This is a genomic window from Streptomyces cyanogenus (genome assembly GCF_017526105.1).
GTDB classification, from domain to species: Bacteria; Actinomycetota; Actinomycetes; order Streptomycetales; family Streptomycetaceae; genus Streptomyces; species Streptomyces cyanogenus.
The window spans coordinates 3,129,441-3,151,925 of the sequence record NZ_CP071839.1; the positions used below are offsets into that span (position 1 = coordinate 3,129,441).

General features: G+C 72.3%; 19 protein-coding genes, 2 tRNA genes and 1 pseudogene. 4 read left to right on the forward strand and 18 right to left on the reverse strand.

Annotated features, from left to right (window positions below):
- Positions 1-308 precede the first annotated feature (308 nt).
- The 8 genes and pseudogenes from S1361_RS14050 to leuS all read right to left on the reverse strand — a co-directional run bounded on the left by S1361_RS14050 (position 309) and on the right by leuS (position 10,440).
- Positions 309-554, reverse strand: a complete 246-nt coding sequence (locus tag S1361_RS14050) for a hypothetical protein (RefSeq protein ID WP_208032193.1) — start codon at positions 552-554, stop codon at positions 309-311.
- A 50-nt stretch (positions 555-604) separates the two neighbouring features.
- A pseudogene (locus tag S1361_RS40315) lies at positions 605-700 on the reverse strand (YceI family protein); the annotation flags it as partial.
- Positions 701-756: 56 nt separating this feature from the next.
- On the reverse strand, positions 757-1,590 hold the full coding sequence (locus tag S1361_RS14055; protein ID WP_208032194.1) for an arylamine N-acetyltransferase family protein: 834 nt from the start codon (positions 1,588-1,590) through the stop codon (positions 757-759).
- A 43-nt stretch (positions 1,591-1,633) separates the two neighbouring features.
- Complete coding sequence (locus tag S1361_RS14060) at positions 1,634-4,384, reverse strand: ComEC/Rec2 family competence protein (RefSeq protein WP_208032195.1); 2,751 nt, start codon at positions 4,382-4,384, stop codon at positions 1,634-1,636.
- Positions 4,381-5,610: a ComEA family DNA-binding protein gene (locus tag S1361_RS14065; RefSeq protein ID WP_208032196.1), complete on the reverse strand. Its 1,230-nt coding sequence runs from the start codon at positions 5,608-5,610 to the stop codon at positions 4,381-4,383. The genes S1361_RS14060 and S1361_RS14065 overlap by 4 nt, the downstream gene beginning before the upstream one ends.
- 151 nt (positions 5,611-5,761) lie before the next feature.
- Positions 5,762-6,607 (reverse strand): DegV family protein, encoded by an 846-nt coding sequence (locus S1361_RS14070; protein ID WP_208032197.1) that lies wholly within the window; start codon positions 6,605-6,607, stop codon positions 5,762-5,764.
- A gap of 72 nt (positions 6,608-6,679) precedes the next feature.
- A complete protein-coding gene (locus tag S1361_RS14075) occupies positions 6,680-7,420 on the reverse strand; it encodes a hypothetical protein (protein WP_208032198.1) in 741 nt (246 codons plus the stop codon).
- Between the two features lie 137 nt (positions 7,421-7,557).
- Positions 7,558-10,440 (reverse strand): leucine--tRNA ligase, encoded by a 2,883-nt coding sequence (gene leuS, locus S1361_RS14080; protein WP_208032199.1) that lies wholly within the window; start codon positions 10,438-10,440, stop codon positions 7,558-7,560.
- Between the two features lie 417 nt (positions 10,441-10,857).
- Between leuS and S1361_RS14085 the strand changes: the two genes are divergently transcribed.
- Positions 10,858-12,141, forward strand: coding sequence for a cytochrome b/b6 domain-containing protein (locus S1361_RS14085; protein WP_208032200.1), 1,284 nt, complete (start codon positions 10,858-10,860; stop codon positions 12,139-12,141).
- A complete protein-coding gene (locus tag S1361_RS14090; RefSeq protein WP_208032201.1) occupies positions 12,138-13,748 on the forward strand; it encodes an NADH-quinone oxidoreductase subunit NuoF family protein in 1,611 nt (536 codons plus the stop codon). Before S1361_RS14085 ends, S1361_RS14090 begins: the two co-directional genes overlap by 4 nt.
- 139 nt (positions 13,749-13,887) lie before the next feature.
- Here S1361_RS14090 and S1361_RS14095 read toward each other — a convergent pair.
- Positions 13,888-13,960, reverse strand: a tRNA-Ala gene (locus S1361_RS14095).
- 111 nt (positions 13,961-14,071) lie between these two features.
- Here S1361_RS14095 and S1361_RS14100 point away from each other — a divergent pair.
- Positions 14,072-15,280, forward strand: a complete 1,209-nt coding sequence (locus tag S1361_RS14100) for a glycosyltransferase 87 family protein (RefSeq protein WP_243769167.1) — start codon at positions 14,072-14,074, stop codon at positions 15,278-15,280.
- On the opposite strand, the gene S1361_RS14105 is transcribed toward S1361_RS14100, so the two are convergent.
- From S1361_RS14105 to S1361_RS14115, 3 genes are all read right to left on the reverse strand, one after another.
- Positions 15,270-15,503: a hypothetical protein gene (locus S1361_RS14105; protein ID WP_030653820.1), complete on the reverse strand. Its 234-nt coding sequence runs from the start codon at positions 15,501-15,503 to the stop codon at positions 15,270-15,272. The genes S1361_RS14100 and S1361_RS14105 overlap by 11 nt on opposite strands.
- 3 nt (positions 15,504-15,506) lie before the next feature.
- Positions 15,507-15,680, reverse strand: a complete 174-nt coding sequence (locus S1361_RS14110) for a hypothetical protein (RefSeq protein WP_014672673.1) — start codon at positions 15,678-15,680, stop codon at positions 15,507-15,509.
- A gap of 69 nt (positions 15,681-15,749) precedes the next feature.
- A complete protein-coding gene (locus S1361_RS14115; RefSeq protein ID WP_279577654.1) occupies positions 15,750-17,114 on the reverse strand; it encodes an MFS transporter in 1,365 nt (454 codons plus the stop codon).
- A gap of 295 nt (positions 17,115-17,409) precedes the next feature.
- Between S1361_RS14115 and S1361_RS14120 the strand changes: the two genes are divergently transcribed.
- Entirely contained in the window at positions 17,410-18,303 is an 894-nt protein-coding gene (locus tag S1361_RS14120) for a helix-turn-helix transcriptional regulator (protein ID WP_208032204.1), read from the forward strand.
- Positions 18,304-18,378: 75 nt separating this feature from the next.
- Here the strand turns inward: S1361_RS14120 and S1361_RS14125 are convergent.
- The 6 genes from S1361_RS14125 to S1361_RS14150 all read right to left on the reverse strand — a co-directional run bounded on the left by S1361_RS14125 (position 18,379) and on the right by S1361_RS14150 (position 22,463).
- Positions 18,379-18,451 (reverse strand) — tRNA-Ala (locus S1361_RS14125).
- 92 nt (positions 18,452-18,543) lie between these two features.
- Entirely contained in the window at positions 18,544-19,212 is a 669-nt protein-coding gene (locus S1361_RS14130; protein WP_208032205.1) for a histidine phosphatase family protein, read from the reverse strand.
- Positions 19,212-19,658: a ribosome silencing factor gene (gene rsfS, locus S1361_RS14135; protein ID WP_208032206.1), complete on the reverse strand. Its 447-nt coding sequence runs from the start codon at positions 19,656-19,658 to the stop codon at positions 19,212-19,214. The genes S1361_RS14130 and rsfS overlap by 1 nt, the downstream gene beginning before the upstream one ends.
- Positions 19,659-19,784: 126 nt before the next feature.
- Complete coding sequence (locus S1361_RS14140; protein ID WP_208032207.1) at positions 19,785-21,539, reverse strand: LCP family protein; 1,755 nt, start codon at positions 21,537-21,539, stop codon at positions 19,785-19,787.
- 16 nt (positions 21,540-21,555) lie between these two features.
- Entirely contained in the window at positions 21,556-22,242 is a 687-nt protein-coding gene (gene nadD / locus S1361_RS14145; RefSeq protein WP_208032208.1) for a nicotinate-nucleotide adenylyltransferase, read from the reverse strand.
- A gap of 56 nt (positions 22,243-22,298) precedes the next feature.
- Positions 22,299-22,463, reverse strand: a complete 165-nt coding sequence (locus S1361_RS14150) for a hypothetical protein (RefSeq protein WP_097254705.1) — start codon at positions 22,461-22,463, stop codon at positions 22,299-22,301.
- Positions 22,464-22,485: the final 22 nt, after the last annotated feature.

Genomic DNA, 22,485 nt, shown 5'->3' on the forward strand with positions numbered 1-22,485 from the left:
TCCCGGAGCGGACCCCGAGTCGGGCTCGGGGGACCGGGCTGGGGGGGCACGGGCTCGGAGCACGGGCTCAGGGGCATGGGTCTCGCGGGCACAGCTGGGGGTCACAGGCTCGGGGGCACAGGCTGGGGGCGCGGGCTGGGGGCGCGGGCTTGGGATCGGGGCTTGGGGGCACTGGCCGGGGGGCTCACGCTCGGGCACACGGGCTCGGGGGCACGGGCTGGGAGTCACAGGCTTGGGATCACAGGCTTGGGGTGACGACTCGGAGTCACGGGCTCGGAGTCACGGGCTGCGGGAGTCGCAGCTCGGGGTCACGGCTCCTCGCGCCAGCCGTCCCATTCCCCCGCGAACGCGTCCAGCTCGGCGGGATCGAGCCGCTCGTCCTCGTCCCGCAGGATCACGAGCCACTGGGCGTCCTCGGCGTCGTCCTCGCCGGCCAGCGCGTCACGGACGAGCCGGGGCTCCTCGTCGATCCCGAACCGCTCCCCGAGCGTCTCGGCCGCTTCCTCGGCGGCATCGCGGTCGGGCAGCACCAGCACATGTCTCACATCACTCACGGGCCCATTCTCCGGCACCGGGAGCACGGCGAAGGGCCAGGTCAGCCCCCGGGACCGCGCCCCGCGTCCAGGGGGTCCGCCGACCGCAGACCGTGGTCACGCACCGGCACCCCGGTGTCGACGGACGCCGCGTCGATCACCACCCGCGGTTGCCCGGCCGGCGGCCGAACAGCTACGGCACCGTTCAGTCGGTCAGGTCGGGTCAGCTCAGGCCAGGATTTCGCACAGCCGGCACGCAGCCCAGCTCGATCCCGAAGCGTTCCCGGTAGACCGTCAGCACCTCCTCGTCCGTCTCCAGCTCACGCGTCTCCTGCGTGCCGTCCACGGCGGTCGTCTTCAGCTTGCGCCCGCTGAGCGTGATCCTCCCGCCGTCCTCGGTGAGCCGTGAACAGACCAGGGACCGGGTGAAGTGCGAGGAGGGCGAGGTGCTGTGCCACCAGGCGCCGGCCACGAAGTCCCCGAGCACCCGGGGACGGGTCTCCAGCCGGTACTGCGGCGTGCCGTCCCGCACGACGTCCAGGTCCCCGGCGCCCGGCGCGTCCCCGCCGCGCACCCCGGCCGGGTCCGGCCCGGCCTCCACCACCCGGAACCTGCCACCGGGGTCGTCCTGCTCCCCGCGTTCCGCGCAGGCCAGCGGGTAGTGGCTGTGCGCTCCGAACCCGACGTCGGCGAGCCAGGTGTCCCCCTCCACCGTCCGTACCCGCAGCGCAAGATGGTCGTAAGGGATCCCGAGCCTCCCGTCGTCGCCGTACACGCGTCCCGCGAGCAGCTCCACGCGATAGCCGAGGGCGGCGAGCAACGTCCCGAACGCTCCGTTCAGTTCGTAGCAGAAGCCGCCCCGCCGGGCCCCGGTCATCTTGTCCAGCAGCCGCTGCTCCTCCAGCGTGATCTCCTCCCCGAGGTGGACCGACAGGTTCTCGAAGGGGACGGTTCGCAGATGGCTCAGGTGGAGCGCACGCAACGCCTCACTGGTGGGCTGCTGCGGGCGCGCGATCCCTAGCCGGCGGAGATAGGCATCGATCTGTGCTGACGTCATGGGCACAGTCTGGGCCAGTCATGTCCAGTCACCCCAGCTGCCTCTAGCCCTCTCTCGTCACCCGCATCCGGCCCTCGTTCCCTCCCGTTCCGGTGACCGCCAGGGCGCCGTCGCGGTCGGTGCTCAGGACCGTGGCGCCTCCGGCCCGCAGTGCCGCCATGGTCGCCGGTGCCGGGTGGCCGTAGGGGTTGCCTGCGCCTGCGGAGACGAGCGCCACCCGGGGTGCCGCGAGGTGTATCAGCTCCGGGTCCTGATAGGCCGAGCCGTGATGGGCCACCTTCAGGACGTCCACTCCGGCCAGGTCGGCCGCCGCCGGGGACCGCAACAGCACCCGCTGGGCCGGGGGTTCGAGGTCTCCGAGCAGCAGCAGCCGCAGCCCGCCGGTGCGCACCAGCAGCGCGACGCTGGCGTCGTTCGGATCCTCCGGCTCGTACAGGGCGCCAGGCCGAGCCGGGGGCACCGTCGTCCCGGAGGGCAGCCGTGTGCCCTGCGGCGAGACGCTGCGCGGCTGGGTGCTCCGCTGCGGGGGCCACAGGACGCGCCAGGTGAGGGGTCCGGTGCGCCGTTCCTCGCCCGCGACGGCCACCGTGATCGGGATGTGCCGTTCGGCCGCTTCCCTGCGCACGAACTCCGCCTGCTCCGCCGGTTCCGCGAAACCCGTCGTCTCGATCGCGGCCACCGAGCGGCCCCGCAGGACGCCGGGCAGGCCCGCCACGTGGTCGGCGTGGAAGTGGGTGAGGACCAGGAGGGGGACGCGGGTGATGCCCAGCCTGCGCAGGCAGTGGTCGACCAGCACCGGATCGGGTCCGGCGTCCACGACGACAGCTGCGCCCGCGCCCGCCGCCAGCACGGTGGCGTCGCCCTGCCCGACGTCGCACATCGCGAACCGCCAGCCCGGTGGCGGCCAGCCCGTGATCACCCGGGTCAGCGGCGCCGGCCGTGTCACCAGCAGCACGAGCAGCACGCCGAGCAGTCCGCACCACGCCGGGTGCCGCAGCAGTCTCCGGCCTGCCAGGACGACGGCCACGGTGACCGCCGCGAGCGCCAGCGCCCCCGGCCAGCTCGCCGGCCAGTCCACTCCCGCACCGGGCAGCGCCGCCCCGGCCCGGGCCACACCGGCAATCCACCCGGCGGGCCAACTCGCGCACCAGGCGAGCGCCTTGGCCGCCGGAATCGTCACCGGCGCCGTCGCGAGCGCCGCGAACCCCAGCACCGTCGCCGGTGCCACCGCCATCTCGGCCAGCAGGTTGCACGGCACCGCCACCAGGCTCACCCGGGCCGACAGCACCGCCACGACCGGCGCACACACCGCCTGCGCGGCGGCAGCCGCCGCCAGCGCCTCGGCGAGCCGCGGGGGCACCCGGCGCCGCCGCAACGCCTCGCTCCAGCCTGGCGCGATCACCAGCAGCGCGCCGGTGGCCAGCACGGACAGCAGGAAGCCATAACTGCGGGCCAGCCACGGGTCGTACAGCACCAGCAGCAGGACCGTCGTGGCCAGTGCCGGGATCAGGGATCTACGGCGCCCGGTGGCCAGGGCGAGCAGCGCCACCGCGCCGCAGGCAGCCGCCCGCAGCACGCTGGGGTCGGGCCGGCAGACGATCACGAAGCCGAGCGTCAGCGCTCCCGCGAGCAGTGCCGTCGCCCGTAGGGAGAGCCCCAGGCGCGGGGCCAGGCCACGGCGCTCGACCCGTTGGGCCAGGCCGGGCGGCCCGATGAGCAGCGCGAGCAGAACGGTGAGGTTGCTGCCGGACACGGCGAGCGTGTGCGCCAGGTCTGTCTCCATAAAGGCGTGGTCCAGCTCGGGCGTGATGCGCGAGGTGTCCCCGACGACCAGGCCGGGAAGCAGCGCCCGCGCGTCTCCGGGCAGGTCTTCGGTCGCTTCCCGCAGGCCCGCTCTGAGCCGGCCGGCCAGCCGTTGCGGCCCGCTGGGTCCCGCCACGATCCGTGGCTCCGGCCGGCCCCGTACCCGTAGTACAGCCGCGGTCCGGTCGCCGCCCGTCAGCGCGGGCGCCAGCCGACCGGCCACCCGCAGCCGGGTGGACGGCAGCAGCCCGAGCCAGGCGGCTCGCCCGGCCGACGGGCTCCGTCCGGGAAGGGACGCTGGACGCCCCGGACTCCCGCTCCCCGTCTCCTCCTTCTCCGGCGCCGGGACGTCCGGATCGACGATCACCAGCACGGGTGTCCGGGTCCGCACCCGCCTTCCGTCGGGCTCCTCGACACTCCGCAGCTCGGCCCGGGCCAGCACCGCCATGGGTGCCGCGTGATCGCCGCGCACCTGTGGACTGCTCAGCCAGGGGTCGCCGCTCACCTCGACCTCGGCGGTCACGGTCGCGAACCGCCGGGCCAGCTCGGGCACCGGCCCACGCCGTACGTCGGCCCCGTGCAGCCCTGCGGAGGCGGCTGCGGCGGCGACGCAGAGCAGCACCGCGGCGACGGCCGGCCGCGCCCAGCGGAACCGGCCGCGCACCCAGTCGTCCCGCTCCGCCCCTCCGCCTCGTCTCGCGCGCCGGGCGGTCGGTCCGTGGCCCGACCGCCCCAGCCGCCCAGCCCGCGCGCCCTGCCCGTGCCCGCCCTGCCGTCGCACCGACAACAACAGGAGCCCACCGACCAGGCAGACGACGGCGGTCGCGGCGGTCCAGGGCGCCGGTGCGTCCAGGGTCAGGGCCGCTGTGGCCCAGGCCGCGAGCGCGGGTGGCACCAGGCGCAGGTCCATGGGGCCGTCCCGGCCGGTGTGCGCGGTCCCGCCCTGATCTGCTCGGGGCCGCGGGTCGGCCTCGTCGAGCGCGCGGCTCATGGCCGTACCAGCTCGCGCAGATCGGTGAACCGCCGGTCGCCGATGCCGTTCACCTCGCGCAGTTCGTCCACCGAGCGGAAACCGCCGTGCCGGCTGCGGTAGTCGATGATGTGCTGCGCCAGGACCGGGCCCACTCCCGGCAGGGTGTCGAGCTGATCCACGGTGGCCGTGCTGAGGGAGACCGGCGCTGCCGGGCCGGTGCCGGTGGATCCGGAGAGCGGTCCGGCTGCGGGGCCGGGCGGAGCGGCGGCCCCGGCGGGCTCGCCGACGACGATCTGCTCACCGTCGACCAGGAAGCGGGCCCGGTTGAGTCCTTCCGTGCCCACACCCGGCCGGACCCCGCCCGCCGCCCGCAGCGCGTCGGCCACCCGGGCACCGGCCGGCAGCCGTCGGATCCCCGGTTTGCGGACCTTGCCGCTGACGTCCACGACGATCTCGGCGCCTGGTGTAGCCGGCGTGCTCACAGCCGCTCCGGCCGTCGCCCCCTCGTTCTTCCTGGTGAACGGGGCCGGGGCGTGCACCACCTGAGGGGCGCTCACCGACTGGGGCCGGCCCGCCCAGAAGTGCTGTACGGCGAAGACGGCGGCGGCCACGAGGACCACGGCGAGCGCCACGACTCCGCGCCGTTCCACTCCGTACCGCGCCTGCAGCCACACCGGCATCCGCTCGCGCAGCGCCAGTCCGGCGCGCTCCCGCCAGGCCGGGCCCGCGGCCTCCGGCTCCGACAGCCGCACCGCATCGGCCGGTTCGGGCTCCGTGGCGCTGCCCGGCACGGACGTCGCGCTGACCGCGCCGGCCGGTTCGGCTGCCGGGGCGGTGGCCGGCTCCCGTGCGGCCGTCGTCCTTGCCCTCGCCGGGATCGTCGCCGGCTCGGGCGCACTCACGGTCGCTGTCCCGCCCGGGGTCGTACCCCGCGCCGGCAGGGCCGTGGTCGCCTGCCTCTTCGTGCTGAGGCTCGGTGCCGGACCCGTCGTCGTTGCCGTCGGTGTGCTCGCCGGTTCCTGCGGGTCCGGTGGTGCGTTCCCTGACTCCCGCCACTGCACGGCTCGTTCGCCGAAGAGGAGTTCGGCGCGGCGGCGCAGTTCGTCCGCCGGTGCGGGCGGGCGGTGGCGGGCGCGGCGAGGGTGGGTGGTTGCGCGGCGGTGGCGGAGGCGGCCGTCGGAGGCAGCGCCACGGCCGGGGCCGCTGGTCGGAGTCGCTGTGCGGGGGCGAGATCGAAGTGCCATGCGACGAGGATGGAACATTTCCACGCACGGCGATGATCTTGGTGGATTTCCGTGGACGACCGGCCGGTTGTGGACAACTCCGCCACCCGGACGAGTGAGACCGGTGGTCGTTCGGGGCCAAGTGGGGTGGGCGGTCTGGGGATTGCCGGTGTCAGCGAGGTGAGACGACCGCGCCCAGCAGCCCGGGTCCGGTGTGTGCCCCGATCACCGCTCCGACCTCGCTGACGTGCAGGTCGGCCAGGCCCGGGACGCGTACCCGCAGCCGGTCGGCGAGTGCTGCGGCGCGGTCGGGGGCGGCGAGGTGGTGGACGGCGATGTCGACCTCGCCGCTGCCCGCCCGCTCGGCGGCCAGTTCCTCCAGGCGCGCGATCGCCTTGGACGCCGTACGCACCTTTTCGAGCAGCTCGATCCGGCCGCCGTCCAGCTGGAGCAGCGGCTTGACGGCCAGCGCGGAACCCAGCAGCGCCTGCGCGGCACCGATGCGGCCCCCGCGGCGCAGGTAGTCGAGGGTGTCGACGTAGAAGTAGGCGGACGTACCGGCGGCCCGTTTCTCGGCGGCTGTGACGGCCTCGTCCATCGTGCCGCCCGCCTCCGCGGTCTCGGCCGCGGTGAGCGCGCAGAAACCGAGCGCCATCGCGATCATGCCGGTGTCCACGACGCGCACGGGCACCGGTGCCTCGCGCGCCGCGAGGACCGCCGCGTCATAGGTGCCGGACAGCTCGGCGGACAGGTGCAGGGAGACGATGCCGCTCGCGCCGGACTCGGCGACCCTGCGGTAGGTCTCCGCGAACACCTGCGGGCTGGGGCGCGAGGTGGTCACCGAGCGCCGCTTCTGCAGCGCCTGGGCCAGGGAGCGGGTGGAGATCTCGGTGCCCTCTTCGAGGGCGCGGTCGCCGAGGACCACGGTCAACGGGACCGCGGTGATGCCATGGCGTTCCATCGTCCGGGGCGGCAGGTAGGCCGTTGAATCGGTGACGATCGCGACATGGCGGGACATGACCTGGAGGTTACCTGGCGTAGTGCTCACACGGCAGCCCGGCCCCTGGGCTGTGGTCGTGGAGCGACCCGCTCATGTGGTGCTCTCGGGCCGGGGCTTCTTCTGCCAGGGGGAAGTGGGGCGCCATGACGGCGGGGCGATCGCGTCGGGAGCGGACTGCGTCGCCCGGGAGCCGGAGGCCTTGGGCCGGGTCTGCCCGGTGGCCGGGCGGTCGGCCGCGGCGGGGGCGGGCGCGTCGGTCCACTGCGGGGACGCCTGGCCGGGCTCGGCCCGCGTCCAGTGGCGCAGGGCGCCCGCCTCCATGTCGATCTGGGCGCTGAGGGTGCCCAGATCGTCGTCGGCGAAGCGGTGGGCCCGGTCGTGGGCGGCCCAGCGCAGGGAGTCCGCGGACGAGGTGATCCGCTCGGTGCGGCTGCGCAGTTCGGGCAGGTGTTCGGCGAGCGTGGCCCGGTCCGGCTCGGACTCCAGGCGCTTGAGGTCGGCGTCCAGCTCGTGTCCGTGCGCGCTGAGCCGCTCGAAGAGGCCGAGGGATTCCTTCAGCGACTCGTCCACGGCCGCCCCCGCGTGCAGCGCGTCCTGCGTGGCGCGCATGGAGGCGCGCAGCGCGAGCCGCAGCTGGGCGATCTCGCCGGCGGGTCCCGTCCGGGCGAAGGACCTGGCGCGCAGGGTGTGGTCCTCGACCGTGCGGCGGGCCTGCGCGATGGTGCGGTCCACGCCGCGCTTGGCGGCGCCGACGGCCTTGATCGTGGCGTACGCGCCGAGGCCGACGAAGAGCAGGAAGAGCAGGGCGAACACAGCCAACACCACGTCCATGACGCTCCTCCTCCGGCCGGTACGGCACGAGCTGCTGTGCTCTCCACGGTAAACGCTGCGGGCAGGCCCGAGGTTCCGGAAGAACCCCGAACCTGCCCGTAGGGGACTACCCCGAGCCGGCGGAAAGCACCCGGTTCTTATGCGGGAACGATGTTGACCAGCTTCGGTGCCCGCACGATCACCTTGCGGATGCCCGCGCCGCCCAGCGCCGCGACGACCTTCTCGTCGGCCAGCGCCACCTTCTCCAGCTCCTCCTCGGAGATGGCCGGCGGCACCTCCAGCCGGGCCTTGACCTTGCCCTTGATCTGCACGACGCAGGTCACGGTCTCGTCCACGACGTAGGCCGGGTCGGCGACCGGGAAGTCCCGGTGGACGACCGAGTCGGTGTGGCCCAGCTTGCGCCACAGTTCCTCGGCGATGTGCGGGGCCAGCGGGGCGACCATCAGCACCAGCGGCTCGGCCACGGAGCGCGGCACCGCACGGCCGGCCTTGGTCAGGTGGTTGTTCAGCTCGGTGACCTTGGCGATGGCGGTGTTGAAGCGCAGGCCCTCCAGGTCCTGGCGCACGCCGTCGATGGCCTTGTGCAGGGCGCGCAGGGTCTCCTCGTCGGGCTCGGCGTCGGTGACGGTGACCTCGCCGGTGGCCTCGTCGACGATGTTGCGCCACAGCCGCTGCAGCAGCCGGAACTGGCCGACCACCGCGCGCGTGTCCCACGGGCGGGAGACGTCCAGCGGACCCATGGCCATTTCGTACAGGCGCAGGGTGTCGGCGCCGTACTCGGCGGCGATCTCGTCGGGGGTGACCGCGTTCTTCAGGGACTTGCCCATCTTGCCCAGCAGCCGGGAGACCTGCTCGCCCTGGTAGTAGTAGGCGCCGTCGCGCTCCTCCACCTCGGCGGCCGGCACCGCGATGCCACGGCTGTCACGGTAGACGTAGGCCTGGATCATGCCCTGGTTGAACAGCTTGTGGAACGGCTCCGCGGAGGAGACGTGCCCCAGGTCGTACAGGACCTTGGACCAGAAGCGCGCGTACAGCAGGTGCAGCACGGCGTGCTCGGCGCCGCCGACGTACAGGTCGACACCGCCGTGCGGCCGGCCCTCGCGCGGGCCCATCCAGTACTGCTCGATCTCCGGGTCGACCAGCTTCCGGTCGTTGTGCGGGTCCAGGTACCGGAACTCGTACCAGCAGGAACCGGCCCAGTTGGGCATGGTGTTGGTCTCGCGGCGGTACTTCTTCGGGCCGTCGCCCAGGTCCAGGGTGACGTTGACCCATTCCTCGTTGCGCGACAGCGGCGTCTCGGGCTGGGTGTCGGCGTCGTCCGGGTCGAAGGTGCGCGGGCTGTAGTCCTCGACCTCGGGCAGCTCCAGCGGCAGCATCGACTCGGGCAGCGCGTGGGCGACGCCGTCCTCGTCGTAGACGATCGGGAAGGGCTCGCCCCAGTAGCGCTGGCGGCTGAACAGCCAGTCACGCAGCCGGAAGTTGACGGTGCCCTCGCCGATGCCCTTGCGCTCCAGCCACTCGGTGATGCGCGCCTTGGCGTCGACCACGCCCAGGCCGTTCAGCTGCACGTCGTCGCTGTCGGAGTTGACGATCTTCGCGTCGTAGGAGACGAAGGCGTCGTCCCAGGTGGAGGGGTCGGTGCCGCGGCCGTCGGTCGGCTCGACCACGCAGCGGATCGGCAGCTCGAAGGCGCGCGCGAAGGCGAAGTCGCGGGAGTCGTGACCCGGGACGGCCATGATCGCGCCGGTGCCGTAGCCCATCAGGACGTAGTCGGCGATGAAGACCGGGATCTGCTCGCCGTTGACCGGGTTGGTCGCGAAGGCGCCGGTGAAGACGCCCGTCTTGTCCTTGGCCTCGGCCTGCCGCTCGACGTCGGACTTCGAGGCGGCCTGCGCGCGGTAGGCCGCGACGGCCTCGGCGGGGGTGGCGTGGCCGCCGGTCCACACCTGGTGCGTGCCCTCGGGCCACGCCTCGGGGGTGAACTTGTCGACCAGCGGGTGCTCGGGCGCCAGCACCATGTAGGTCGCGCCGAACAGGGTGTCGGGGCGGGTGGTGAAGACCGTGATGCGCTCGCCGTCGATCGGGAAGTCGACGCGGGCGCCCTCGCTGCGGCCGATCCAGTTGCGCTGCTGCAGCTTGATGGCCTCGGGCCAGTCCAGCTCCTCCAGGTCCTCCAGCAGCCGGTCGGCGTAGGCGGTGATGCGCATGTTCCACTGGCGCAGCTTGGCCTTGAAGACCGGGAAGTTCCCGCGCTCGGAACGGCCGTCGGCGGTGACCTCCTCGTTGGCCAGCACGGTGCCCAGGCCCGGACACCAGTTGACGGGCGCGTCGGAGGCGTAGGCCAGGCGGTACTCGCCCAGGACCTCGGCGCGCTCGGCGGCGGTCAGCTCGTTCCACGCGCGCGTGGAGCCCGGAATCGCGCGCTCACCGGACTCGAACTGGGCGATCAGCTCGGAGATCGGGCGGGCCTTGCGCGCCTCGTCGTCGTACCAGGAGTTGAAGATCTGCAGGAAGATCCACTGGGTCCACTTGTAGTACTCCGGGTCGATCGTGGCGAACGACCGGCGCTTGTCGTGGCCCAGGCCCAGCCGGCGCAGCTGGGCCTTCATGTTCTCGATGTTGGCCTCGGTGGACACGCGCGGGTGCGTGCCGGTCTGCACGGCGTACTGCTCGGCGGGCAGGCCGAAGGCGTCGAAGCCCAGGGTGTGCAGGACGTTGTGGCCGGTCATGCGCTGGAACCGGGCGTAGACGTCGGTGGCGATGTAGCCGAGCGGGTGGCCCACGTGCAGGCCCGCACCCGAGGGGTACGGGAACATGTCCATGATGAACTTCTTGGGCCTGGCGACCAGCTCGGGGTCGCCCGCCAGGTCGCCCTTGGGGTTCGGCGCCGCGTAGGTGCCGTCGGCGTCCCAGAAGTCCTGCCAGCGTGCCTCGATCTCGGCTGCCATGGCGGCCGTGTAGCGGTGCGGCGCGGCCTCCGCCGACGTGGCGGCGGTGGCAGCGGGGTTCGTCTCGCTCATGATCCTCAAAGCTCCATCGATCGTCTCTGCCTGCGGCTGCGACATTCAAAGAAACGAAAAAACCCCTCACACAGGAGGGGACGCCGCGCCGATGCCGACCTCACGGCTGGACCGGGGTCGGTACTGATCAGCGCGGCCCGCTAAGCAGAAGGCGTACGGCACGCATGGCGCTAGGGTACCGCAGGCCTTGAGCAAGCGGCGACGCGCTTCCGTATCCCTGATGGACATGTCACGAAGCCCGCCCGGAACTGAACAAAGGTCAGCAACTACTTCGCGTACCGTCCCCTATGGGACACCGCCCCCGTCGCATGGTCCGTTGATAACAACGCAATAACTCAAACCCCGTACTGATCGGTATGGCTCCACTTAGAGTGCGGCAGCGGGACCGCTTTCCCGAAACTGCTCGGAGTTGCCCCCATGAACCCTCGTCGTAGTACCAGCTCGCTCCCCAAACCCGGCCGCTCGGCCTATGGGGTGGCGTCCGCTGTCATCCTGCTGCTCATACCCGTGGTCGTGCTGGTCGGAGGCAGCCAGTTCCGCGAATTCCTGAACTTCGGCGCGGGCGTGCTGTCGCTCGTCTCGCTCAGCTGCTCGGTGATCTGGGGCCTGTTCGCGCAGGACCGGATCTTCCTGAACACGCGGCAGCGGATCATCGGCCAGGCGGTGCACCGGACGACCGCGGTCGGCTCGATCGCGTTCCTCTTGCTGCACATCACCACCAAGATCGCGCTCGGCCACACGGAGCTGATCGCCGCGATCATCCCCTTCTCGCTCGGCGTCTCCGGCATCGGCGGCCTGATCGGGCTGGGCTCGCTCGCGGGCCTGCTGATGATCTTCGTCGGCATCACCGGCGCCCTGCGCAGCAACTTCGCCACCCCGGCCCCGGTCGCCGCCCGCTGGCGGGCCATGCACATGCTGGCCTACCCGGCCTGGTGCGCGGCGCTGATCCACGGGCTCTACGCGGGTCGATCGGCCAAGCCGATCTTCGTGATCCTCTACAGCCTGTCCCTGCTCGGTGTGATGGGCGCCCTCGCGCTGCGCGCCGCGCCCCGCCAGGTCAAACGCAAGGTCGCCGACCGCCTGGTGGCCCTGTTCGGCAGCTCGGAGCGGCCCGGGCTGGACGACCTGGACGCGAGCCGCTCGCGGGTGGCCGAGTCGGCGCTGCCCGGCTTCGAGAGCCGGCGCGAGCCCAGGCAGGCCGCGGCGGACACGCGCGGCGCCCCGCTGTACCAGAACCCGGGCACCCCGGCCGCCGAGCCCGCCGCCGGCTTCGCGGCGGCCTACCGCGCGGTCTCCACGCCGGGCCGCCCGCAGCAGCCCTTCGCGGCCGACCAGACCGCCCGCATGGACCTCCCGATGGATCTCCGGGCCACTGAGGCCATCCCGCGCGTGGACGGCGCCTCCAGCACCTCGGGCAGCTGGCCGATCCCGTCCCCGCCGCCGGTCGGCGAGGCTCCGCCGTCGGCGTACGACCCGCTCCAGGACACCGGATACACCATCCCGGCCTACGGCAATCCGGGCGCCGCCGGATACGGCGGAAGTGACGTGTACGACACCGGTGAGACAAACGGCCTCTACGGCACGTACAACCCGAGTGACACGTTCAACAGCGGTCCCGCCACCGAAACGCTGCCCGGTTCCTCCTACGAGGCGCCGGGTTCGGGCGAACCTTGGAACACGCCTTCCGGAGGCTTTAAGTGAACGAGGCCCTGCCCGACGTCCCAGAAGTCCGCGTGGTCGGACTTCCCCAGCTCACGTCGGGCTTCGACCTTGTGGAGCGGCTCGACCTGCCCATGCACCTGAAGGTGCACGGGCCGCTCGACCCGCTGGGCGGCGAGCAGCTCGCCCAGCTCGCCGAAAGCATCAACCTCAAGGGCCGCGGCGGCGCCGGCTTCCCCTTCCACAAGAAGCTGCGCTCGGTCGCCGAGTCGGCGATCAAGCGCGGGGTGCGGCCGGTCGTCGTGGTCAACGGCAGCGAGGACGAACCCGCCTGCCGCAAGGACACGGTGCTGATCAACCGTGCCCCGCACCTCATCCTGGACGGCGCGCTGCTGTGTGCCGAGGCGCTCGGCGCGCGCACTCTCGTCATCGGCGTCACCCGGGAGTCCACCCAGCGTTCCATGGAGGCCGCTCTCGCCGAGCGAGGTCTGAGCAACAGCCGTAGATCGGCGCTGCGCGCGTGGGTGCAGCGCAATCCGGTGCGCATGGTCACCGGCGCCGCCGCCTCGCTGATCCGCTCGGTCGACGGCGGCCCGGCGATCCCGCCCGGCCGCAAGATCAGCGCCTCGCAGAGCGGCGTCGGCGGGGCGCCCACACTGCTGTCGAACGCGGAGACGTTCGCGCAGCTGGCCATCGCCGCCCGCATCGGCCCGGAGCGCTACGGCAACACCGGCCTGTACGACGAACCGGGCACCGTCATGCTCACCGTGTCCGGCGCGGTCGCCCGCCCGATGGTGATCGAGGTCCCCACCGGCGTGCCGCTGCGCTACGTGCTGCAGCTGGCGGGCGCCCCGCCGGTGCCGCAGGGCGTGCTGACCGGCGGCTACCACGGCAAGTGGATCGACGCGGCGACCGTCAACGAGGCGATCGTCTCCCGCAACTCGCTGGACGCCGTGGGCGGTTCGCTGGGCGCGGGCGCGATCCTGCCGATCAGCCAGGACACGTGCCCGCTGGGCGAGTCGCTGCGGGTCGCGCAGTGGCTCGCCGAGGAGAGCGCCGGCCAGTGCGGGCCCTGCTACCTCGGTCTGCCCGCCGCCGCGCGTGGCATGGAGGACATCCTCAACGGCGGCGGACCGGCCGCCCTGGAGGCGCTGAAGCAGGTCGCCAAGAACGTGAAGCGGCGCGGGGCGTGTTCGCACCCGGACGGCTCGGCGATGTTCCTGGAGTCGACCATCAAGGCGTTCACCGACGACCTGGCCGCGCACGTCCTCGGAAACGGCTGCGGACGGCCCGTGGAGGGCGTTCTGCCGCTCTTCGAGGGGGGCAGGGCCCCCACGGGCGTCCCGGGCGGCGGAGAGCCCGAGGAGAGCGGCGCCAGCCGTCAGAAGATCTACGTGGACTGGACGCTGTGCCGGGGCCACGGGCTGTGCGCGGACATCCTGCCGGAGGTGTTCGAGCTCGGCGCCGACGGCTTCCCGACCGTGGCCCAGGCGCAGGTGCCGCGGTACGCGGAGGCGAAGGCGCTGCGCGCGGTGCGCCGCTGCCCGGCGCTCGCGCTGCGCCTCGAGGAGGACACGCGCGGGCAGGCACCGTCGCGCAATCTGCCGGTCCTCTCCCAGGGGCGCGGCCGGCGGGCCCTGGGTCGCTGAGCGCACGGGAACGGCGGGTCACCCGGTTCGGGTGACCCGCCGTTCTGCTCACGCGCGCGTGTCGTGCGTTCCACGTGTCCTGTGGTCCGCAACACGCCGAAGGCGGACCATCCGTGGAATGGTCCGCCTTCGATCTCTGTGGAGCTAAGGAGAATTGAACTCCTGACCTCCTGCATGCCATGCAGGCGCTCTACCAACTGAGCTATAGCCCCTTGTTGTCTCCCCCGGGTTCCCCCGGCGACGACATAAACATTACAGGGCCCCGGGTGCAGCACCAAATCGATTTCCACCCTGCCCCTGTTAGGGCGCTAATGTCGGCTTTCGTGCCCGTGATCGCGTTGCCCGCCGTCCGCCGCCGGATGCCGGTCGCCCTGGGAGTGTGCCTGCTGTCGTTCACGGCGTTCTGGGCCGCTCAGCGGGCCGCGCACGTGTCGATGGTCGACCTGATGGTCTACCGGGCGGAGGGAGCCGCCGTGCGCGCCGGCGGCGACCTGTACGCGCTGCGCGCCACGGCCGCGCACCTGCCGCCCACCTACCCGCCGTTCGCGGCCCTGCTGTTCACCCCGCTCCCCCTGCTGGGCACCGCGCTCCTGCGCGCGCTGGCGACGGCCGGGAACCTGGCGCTGCTGGTGGTGTTCGTACGGCTGTCGCTGAAGCTCGTCGGCCGCGCGCGCGTGGAGACCGTCTGGTGGGTCGCGGCGGCGGCCGTGTGGTGCGAGCCGGTGTGGACGACCCTGCGCTACGGCCAGATCAACCTGCTGCTGGCCGTCCTGGTGCTGTGGGACCTGACCCGCCGCCCCCCGGGCGGGTACGACCGCTGGACGGGGGCCGGCCTCGGGCTGGCCGCTGCGGTCAAGCTGACGCCCGCGCTGTTCCCCGTGTTCCTGCTCGCCACGGGCCTCACGGCCCGCCTGAAGGGCGGACACGGGGAGCGGTGGCTGCGCCACGCGCGCGGGGCGGCCGTCGCGTTCACCGGGGCGACGCTGCTGGCGGCGGTCGTGCTGCCGGACGACTCGTGGCGGTTCTGGACGGACATGGTGTTCCGCGCGGACCGGGCCGGGTACGCCGAGGAGACCGCCAACCAGGCCCTGCGGGGCGTTGTGGCCCGCTTTCTGCACACGCCCGACCCGGGAGCGCTCTGGACGGTCTCCGCGGCCGTGGTGGCCGTCCTGGGGCTCGCCGTGGCCGTGCGGGCGGAGTTGCGGGGGCGGAGGGCCTGGGCGGTGTGTGCCTGTGCGGTCACCGCCCTGCTGATCAGCCCCGTCTCGTGGACCCACCACTGGGTGTGGTGCGTGCCGGTGGTGCTGCTGCTGTGGACGCGCGGGCACCGGGCGGCGGCCCTGGGCGGCCTGCTGGTCTTCTGCTCGTACGCCCCGTGGTGGGTGCCGCACGGCCCCGATCGGCCCGAACTGCACCTGACCGGCGCGGAGTCGGCGCTCTCGGCCCTCTACGGAGGGGCCGGCGCGCTCTTCCTCGCGCTGGCCCGGACATCGTTGCCGAGGACCGACGGCGAGGTCCGCCTCAGGCCGTGACGAACTGGTAGAACCTCTTGAGCGTGCAGTGCTCCTCCAGGAGGCGGCCGTAGATCGGCTCGCCCTCCAGCTCCCGGTACGTCTCGATCGGGTCGCCTTTTATGATCAGCGCCCGCGCGCACTCCTCGCACCAGTACTGGTAATCGGGATTGATCGGCTCCATGTCACGGACGATCGGTGTACCGCTCCCGCACCAGTCGCACTTTCGCCTGTGTGCACCCATCGATCAGCTCCAGCTGTGGCCGCAGGCCGTGCACACGTAGGAGATTCCGCCGTTGTCGCCGAGGACTTGCGCCACGTGCGCGGAACCGCAGGAAGGGCAGCTCAGTCGGGTGGTCGTGTCCCGTATCAACGCCGCACCGAGGAGGTGGCCGACCTCCTCAAGGATGCTCGCAGGCATCGCTACTCCCTCCCGTCGGGCCGCGCCCCCTTCCGGCCGTTTGATTCTGCCACGGCCGGGCCGATACGGTCAGCGACGCCTCAGTACCAGTCCGGACAAGGCTCCCAATGCAGCCGTCCCGACCAGCGCCCAGGCGCTTACCGAGAACGCCTCCGCGGACGTATACGGGTGCAGGACGCCGAACGACTCAAGCCGGTTCAGGAACAGTGTGCCGAAGGACGCCACACCGATCAGCTGACCGAGTTGCGCGACCGTCGCCAGCAGGCCGCTCGCGTCCGCCGCGTCCTCGGGCCGCACGGTCGCCAGCGCGCCGGTGAGCGTCGGGCTGAAGGCGAGCGCCAGCCCGGCACCCGTGCCCGCGTACCCCGCGTACAGAGCCGCTCCCCCGTCGCCGCCGCCGTGGAAGGCCAGCCCGACGACGGCGACGGACACCGCGGTGAGCGCGAACCCGGCCGGTGCGAGCATCCGCTGCCAGACAGCCGGCCACCTGCGCCAGGTGAGGCTGACGACACCGAAGACGGCCGCGGTCGGCGCGAAGCTCAGCCCGGCCCGCAGGGCGCTGTAGCCGAGTCCGCCCTGGACGTGCAGCGTGAGCGTGAACAGGAAGCCGGCGTTGACCGACATCACGGCGAGGATCCGGAAGACGGCCCGGCCGATGCCTGGGTGCCGCAGCACGCGGGGCGTGATGAGCGGGGCGCCGCCGCGCCGGGCCAGCCGGGACTCGTAGCCGCAGAACAGGACGAACAGCACCGCGGCCGCGACCAGCGACAGCCAGGACCACAGCGGCCAGTCCTCCTCCTGGCCGAGCACCAGCGGCACGGTCAGCAGCGACACGGCGGCGCCCAGCAACACCAGTCCGGGCAGGTCGAGCGCCCGGGACCGCTCCCGCCCGCCCGCGTCGCCCAGCGGCAGGGCCCGCCGGCCCAGGACGAGCAGGACGGCGCCGACCGGTACGTTGACCAGGAACACCGGCCGCCAGCCGGTGCCGAACAGGTCGGCGCTGACCAGCACCCCGCCGACGACCTGCCCGGCCGCCGCGCCGATCGCCAGGACCGCCGAGTAGGCGCCGAGCGCCCGCGCCCGGGCCTCTCCGGTGAAGGTGCGCTGGATGAGGCTGAGCACCTGCGGGATCATCAGCGCCGAGCCCGCGCCCTGCACCAGCCGGAACACGATCAGCTCGGTCGAGCCCTGCGCCAGCCCGCAGGCGAGCGAGGCCGCGGTGAACAGGGCCAGTCCGGCCAGGTGGACGCGGCCGTGGCCCAGCCGGTCGCCGAGCCGGGCACCGGTGATCAGCAGCACGGAGTAGGTGATGGCGTAGCCGGCGATCACCAGTTGCAGGTCGGCGCCCGAGGCGTGCAGGTCGGAACCGATCGTGGGTGCCGCGACGTTCACGATGAAGACGTCGAGCGCCGCCATGAACAGGGCGGCGAGCAGCACAGCGAGCAGCAGCCGGGGCCGTTTGTCAGTGGCGGGTGCTTCACTGTCCGTGACGGGTGAACCGGCTCGACGGGCGATCGGGGCGTCACTGTCAGTGGTGGATGGTTCACTGGTCGCAGGGTTCGGAACGGGCTCGGTGCCCGGACCGGTCCGGGAGGTCGTCGTCATGGCGTCGAGCGTGACGGCGGGCCGGTACCGGTGCCGAGTGCCCGCCGATGCTGGTACTGCCAGCACCTGGTACGGGCCGGTCCGGATGCCGACGATGAGTACGGGGACGACGGGGGCGTGACGAATGGGGACGAGGACACAGCGACGCAGGCCGGAGCTGGCCGCCTTTCTGCGCACGAGGCGGGCGCGGGTCACACCGGCGGATGTGGGCATGCCGCCGGGCCTGCGGCGGCGCACGCCCGGGCTGCGCCGGGAGGAGGTGGCCCAGCTCTCGGGCGTGGGCGTCACCTGGTACACGTGGCTGGAGCAGGGCCGGCCGATCAACGCCTCGCCGCAGGTGCTGGACGCGGTCGCGCGCACGCTGCGGCTGGACCCGCCCGAGCGGGAGCATCTGTACCGGCTGGCGGAGGTGCCGTTCCAGCCGGATCCCGCGGGTCTGACCCGCCAGGTCAGCCCGGAGGTGCAGGGCATCATCGACGCCCTCGACCCGATGCTGGCGGTGGTCTACAACTCGCGCTACGACGTCCTGGCCACCAACCCGGCCTACCGGGACCTGTTCCTGGTGCCGGAGACCCTCAGGATCGGCCTGCCGAACGTGCTGTGGACGCTCTTCACGCTGCCGGACGGGGCCTGCCCGCTGGTGCGCCGGGAGACGGAGCTGCCGCTGATGGTGGCGACCCTGCGGTCGTCCTACGGCAGACACGTGGGCGAGCCGGCCTGGGAGGAGTACATACGCGGGCTGTCGGCGGCGAGCCCCTGGTTCGCGGAGCTGTGGGCGAGCGGTGAGGTGGCGCCTCCGGGACCGCGGGTGAAGACGTTCCGGCACGCGGCGGTGGGCGAGATGCGGATGACCTCGCAGTCCCTGTCCATCGACGGGATGCCCGAGTGCCGGATCGTGGTCTACAGCCCGGAGGACGAGGACGCGCGGGCGAAGATCGCGCTGCTGCGGGAGCGCAGGGAGCGGCCGTGGCCGCCGGCGCACGAGGAGGAGGGAGCCGAGGAGACCATCCGCAGCTGAACACAGAAAATCCCGCCCCTGCGGGGACGGGATCCTCATCACCGATCTTTGACAACTCAACAGAGTGTCGATCAGTGGAGCTAAGGAGAATTGAACTCCTGACCTCCTGCATGCCATGCAGGCGCTCTACCAACTGAGCTATAGCCCCTTGCGTTCTTCCCGCTCGGCGGGCGAACAAGAAGAACTTTAGCCTGTGACCTGCCAGAAAGTGAAATCCGGGGTCGTGAGACCGCGGGACGGTCAGTCGTCGTCGCCGAGGACGGGCTCCGGGAGAGTGCCCGCGTTGTGTTCCAGCAGGCGCCAGCCGCGGGCGCCCTCGCCGAGTACGGACCAGCAGCAGTTGGAGAGGCCGCCGAGGCTCTCCCAGTGCCGGGCCTCCAGGCCGAGGAGGCGGCCGATGGTGGTGCGGATGGTGCCGCCATGACTGACGACGACGAGGGTGCCGTCCTCGGGCAGCTTCTCGACGTGCCGCAGCACGACGGGGGCGGCGCGGTCGGCGACCTCGGTCTCCAGTTCGCCGCCGCCGCGGCGGACCGCCTCGCCGCGCTTCCAGGCGGCGTACTCCTCGCCGAAGCGGGCGATGATCTCCTCGTGCGTCAGGCCCTGCCAGACGCCCGCGTAGGTCTCCCGCAGGCCCTCGTCGCGGGTGACGTCGAGCCCGGTGAGCGAGGCCAGCTCGGCAGCCGTGTGCGCGGCCCGCTGCAGGTCCGAGGAGATGATCGCGTCGGGCCGCAGCGAGGCGAGCAGCCGCGCGGCACGACGGGCCTGACCGAGGCCCGTATCGGTGAGCTCGACGTCCGTGGTGCCCTGGAAACGGCGCTCCACGTTCCAGGCGGTCTGGCCGTGCCGCCACAGGATGATGCGGCGGCCCCGGCCCTTGCGGTCGGTCACCTCGCCGGTGGCGTTCATCACCGCCACTCCCCGCCCGGCTCCCGGTCGGCCTCGGCGGCCTGCGCCCTGGCGTGCTCCTCGGCCTTGCCGCGGGTGGCCTTGGCGTCGGCGGGAAGTTCGAGCTCGGGGCAGTCCTTCCACAGCCGCTCCAGCGCGTAGAAGACCCGCTCCTCGCTGTGCTGGACGTGGACGACGATGTCGACGTAGTCGAGCAGGATCCAGCGGGATTCGCGGTCGCCCTCGCGGCGGACCGGCTTGGCGCCGAGTTCCTTCTGCAGGCGCTCCTCGATCTCGTCGACGATGGCCTTGACCTGGCGGTCGTTCGGCGCGGAGGCCAGCAGGAAGGCGTCCGTGATCGACAGCACGTCGCTCACGTCGTAGGCGATGACGTCGTGGGCGAGCTTGTCGGCCGCTGCCTGCGCGGCGGTGTTGATGAGCTCAAGAGAACGGTCGGTGGCGGTCACTACATGGCTTTCCGTCGGCGGGCTTTTGACATCAAGGGTCTCACGGACCGCCCGGCGCACCCCACGTGATTACGGCAGGCACGTGGGGTGCCCCCCGGCCGCGCTCCCGGCGGAGGCGGCTCGGGGTCAGGAGGAGGAGGGCTTGTAGTCGCCGCCGAGGATCACCGAGACATCGGCGCCGGAGGACACGTTGCCCTTGGTGACCGAGCCGGCGGGCAGGCCGAGGGTCTTGGCGACCTCGGTGGCGTTCGCCTTGTCGGCGCTGTCCGCGTAGAGCACCTTCGAGGTGGCCTCGGTGCCGGAGGCGCTGCCGCCCTCCAGGAAGGTGAAGCCGCCGTTGAGGAGCACGACGCGGGCCTTCTCGGTGTCGTCCTTCACCCCGGTGGCGTTCTGCACGGAGACCCGGACCGCGGAGCCGGCGGCGGGGCTCTTGGCGGTGCCGCCGAGGATGTCCTTCACCACACTGCCGCTGGTCTGCGCGCTGAGGGTGCCGTCGGTCTGCACGGGCAGCAGGGCGGTCTTGTAGTCGCCGCTCTTGGCCAGGTCGGCGAGCTTGGCGAGGAAGGCGCCGAGGTCCTTGTCGGTGAGCGGCGGGTCGAGGATCTGCGCCAGGGTCTGCACGGTGGTCGTGGCGGACGACGGGTCGGAGGACATCTTGCGCAGCACACCCTGCATGACCTGCCCGAACCGTTCCAGCTGGGCGTTCTGGGACTCGCCGGCGGCGCGGTAGGTGGCGTAGGCGACGGCCATCTTGCCGCTGAGGGTCTGGTTCCGGCCCTTGTGGACGAGCGGCGAGGCGCCCTTCTTCTTGGCGTCCGGGTCGGGCACGTCCGCGGTGGTGTCGATCTCGATGTTGCCGACGAGTTCGACGAGGTTCTGCAGGTAGGGCGTGTCCAGGCGCCAGGTGCCCTGGATGCTGGTGCCGAGGACCGTGTCGAGCTGGTCGCGGGTGCCGGAGGCTCCGTCGTCGTCCACGGACTTGGCGAGGGTCGTGGTGGAGCCGTCGTCGTCGGTCAGCGCGAGGGAGTTGGGCAGCAGGACGGTGGTGCCCTGCTTGGTGGTGGTGTTGTCGACCAGCAGCGCTGTGGAGGTGCCGCCCTTGGCGGTGTTGTGCAGGTGGACGACGAGCACGTCGCGTTTCTGGGCGGCGACGGGTGTGGCGCTGCCGGCCTTGCCGTCCGAGGAGGACAGGCCGGGCAGTTTTCCGGCGAACCAGAGGTAGCCGACACCGCCGACCGCGACGAGGGCGAGGACGACGAGGAGGGCGGTGATCCGGCTGCGCGCGCGGCGCCGGGCCTCCTCGCGGCGCTCGGTGCGGTTCTCGGTGAACTTCAGCCAGTCGATGACGTCCTCGGAGTCGCCGTCGGGGTCCTCGACGAAGGCGAACTGCTCGGTGCGGTAGTCCCGTTCCCCCGCCGGGGGCTCGGTGTCCGCCGGGGTCCGGGTGTCCTGCGGGATCCGGGTGTCGTCCGGGACGCGCATGTCCTCCGCTGGGCCGGCCTGCTGCGGGATGTAGGCGGTCTGCTCGGCGATCCGGGGCTGCTGTCCACTGCTCGCCGTCTGCCCGTAGGGGTCGTAGCCCGTGACGTCCTGGGTGCCGGTGGCATACGGGTCGTACGGGGCCTGCGAGCCGTAGGGGTCGTAGGCGGGCTGCTGCCGGCCGGTGTCGTAGGAGGGCGCTGCTTGCTGCCGGCCGGTGGCGTAGGCGTCGTAGCCGTAGCCCTGCTGCTGGGTGTACGGGTCGTAGGTGGCCTGCTGGGCCTGGGGGGCCTGCTGTGCCGGGATCTGCCGGTACACCGGCTGGCCGTACTCGTCGTAGCCGACGACTTCGTACGGGCCGGCGCCGTAGCCTGCGTCCCCCGCGTCGTATCGGTCGTTCACCGGTGCCCCTCTCGGCTCACTCGCCGCGGTACAGCTCGCGCTTGTCGATGTAGCGCACGACTCCGTCGGGCACCATGTACCAGATGGGGTCCCCCTTGGCGACTCTCGCGCGGCAGTCCGTGGAGGAGATGGCGAGCGCCGGCACCTCCACGAGCGAGACGCCGCCTTCCGGCAGACCCGGGTCGGTCAGGTGGTGGCCGGGGCGGGTGACGCCGATGAAGTGCGCGAGGGAGAACAGTTCCTCCGAGTCGCGCCAGGTCAGCAGCTGGGCCAGGGCGTCGGCGCCGGTGATGAAGAAGAGGTCGGTGTCCGGGTTCAGGGCACGCAGGTCACGCAGGGTGTCGACGGTGTAGGTCGGGCCGCCGCGGTCGATGTCGATACGGCTGACGGAGAACTGCGGGTTCTCGGCGGTCGCGATGACCGTCATCAGGTAGCGGTCCTCGGCCGGGGAGACCTTGCGGTGGGACTTCTGCCAGGGCTGGCCGGTGGGGACGAACACCACCTCGTCCAGCTGGAACTGCGCGGCGACCTCGCTGGCCGCCACGAGGTGCCCGTGGTGGATCGGGTCGAACGTTCCGCCCATGACGCCCAGGCGCCGCTTGCCCGTGTGGACGGGGCCGTTGCCCGGTCCGTACTGCGGGTGCTTCACCGTGTCGTCGGCTGCCTCGTGCGCCGGACCGGTAGGCATGTCCTGCTCTCCCATGCGTGCAGACCCTACCGGCCCGGTCTCGGACGTCCGGCCGGGGACGGGGTCCCCGCTCAGCGGTCGCGGTTGAAGCGCGTGGTGATCCACAGCAGCAGGAGCAGGATGATCAGGGCGCTGCCGCCGGTGACGGCCGGGTTCAGGCTGTTGTGGTTTCCGCCGTGCTCCTCGCCCTCGGCGGCAAGGGTGACCAACTGGGCTGCGGCGCTGTGGAAGCTCATCTTCGGCAGGACCTATCGCGTG

What these genes read in the sequence shown, in the direction of transcription:
- S1361_RS14055 (WP_208032194.1), bottom strand. Translation starts at nt 1,590, where the DNA reads ATGACGTCAGCACAGATCGATGCCTATCTCCGCCGGCTAGGGATCGCG.
- S1361_RS14060 (WP_208032195.1), bottom strand. Translation starts at nt 4,384, where the DNA reads ATGAGCCGCGCGCTCGACGAGGCCGACCCGCGGCCCCGAGCAGATCAG.
- S1361_RS14065 (WP_208032196.1), bottom strand. Translation starts at nt 5,610, where the DNA reads ATGGCACTTCGATCTCGCCCCCGCACAGCGACTCCGACCAGCGGCCCC.
- S1361_RS14070 (WP_208032197.1), bottom strand. Translation starts at nt 6,607, where the DNA reads ATGTCCCGCCATGTCGCGATCGTCACCGATTCAACGGCCTACCTGCCG.
- S1361_RS14075 (WP_208032198.1), bottom strand. Translation starts at nt 7,420, where the DNA reads ATGGACGTGGTGTTGGCTGTGTTCGCCCTGCTCTTCCTGCTCTTCGTC.
- leuS (WP_208032199.1), bottom strand. Translation starts at nt 10,440, where the DNA reads ATGAGCGAGACGAACCCCGCTGCCACCGCCGCCACGTCGGCGGAGGCC.
- S1361_RS14085 (WP_208032200.1), top strand. Translation starts at nt 10,858, where the DNA reads ATGAACCCTCGTCGTAGTACCAGCTCGCTCCCCAAACCCGGCCGCTCG.
- S1361_RS14105 (WP_030653820.1), bottom strand. Translation starts at nt 15,503, where the DNA reads ATGGGTGCACACAGGCGAAAGTGCGACTGGTGCGGGAGCGGTACACCG.
- S1361_RS14110 (WP_014672673.1), bottom strand. Translation starts at nt 15,680, where the DNA reads ATGCCTGCGAGCATCCTTGAGGAGGTCGGCCACCTCCTCGGTGCGGCG.
- S1361_RS14120 (WP_208032204.1), top strand. Translation starts at nt 17,410, where the DNA reads ATGGGGACGAGGACACAGCGACGCAGGCCGGAGCTGGCCGCCTTTCTG.
- S1361_RS14130 (WP_208032205.1), bottom strand. Translation starts at nt 19,212, where the DNA reads ATGAACGCCACCGGCGAGGTGACCGACCGCAAGGGCCGGGGCCGCCGC.
- nadD (WP_208032208.1), bottom strand. Translation starts at nt 22,242, where the DNA reads ATGGGAGAGCAGGACATGCCTACCGGTCCGGCGCACGAGGCAGCCGAC.
- S1361_RS14150 (WP_097254705.1), bottom strand. Translation starts at nt 22,463, where the DNA reads ATGAGCTTCCACAGCGCCGCAGCCCAGTTGGTCACCCTTGCCGCCGAG.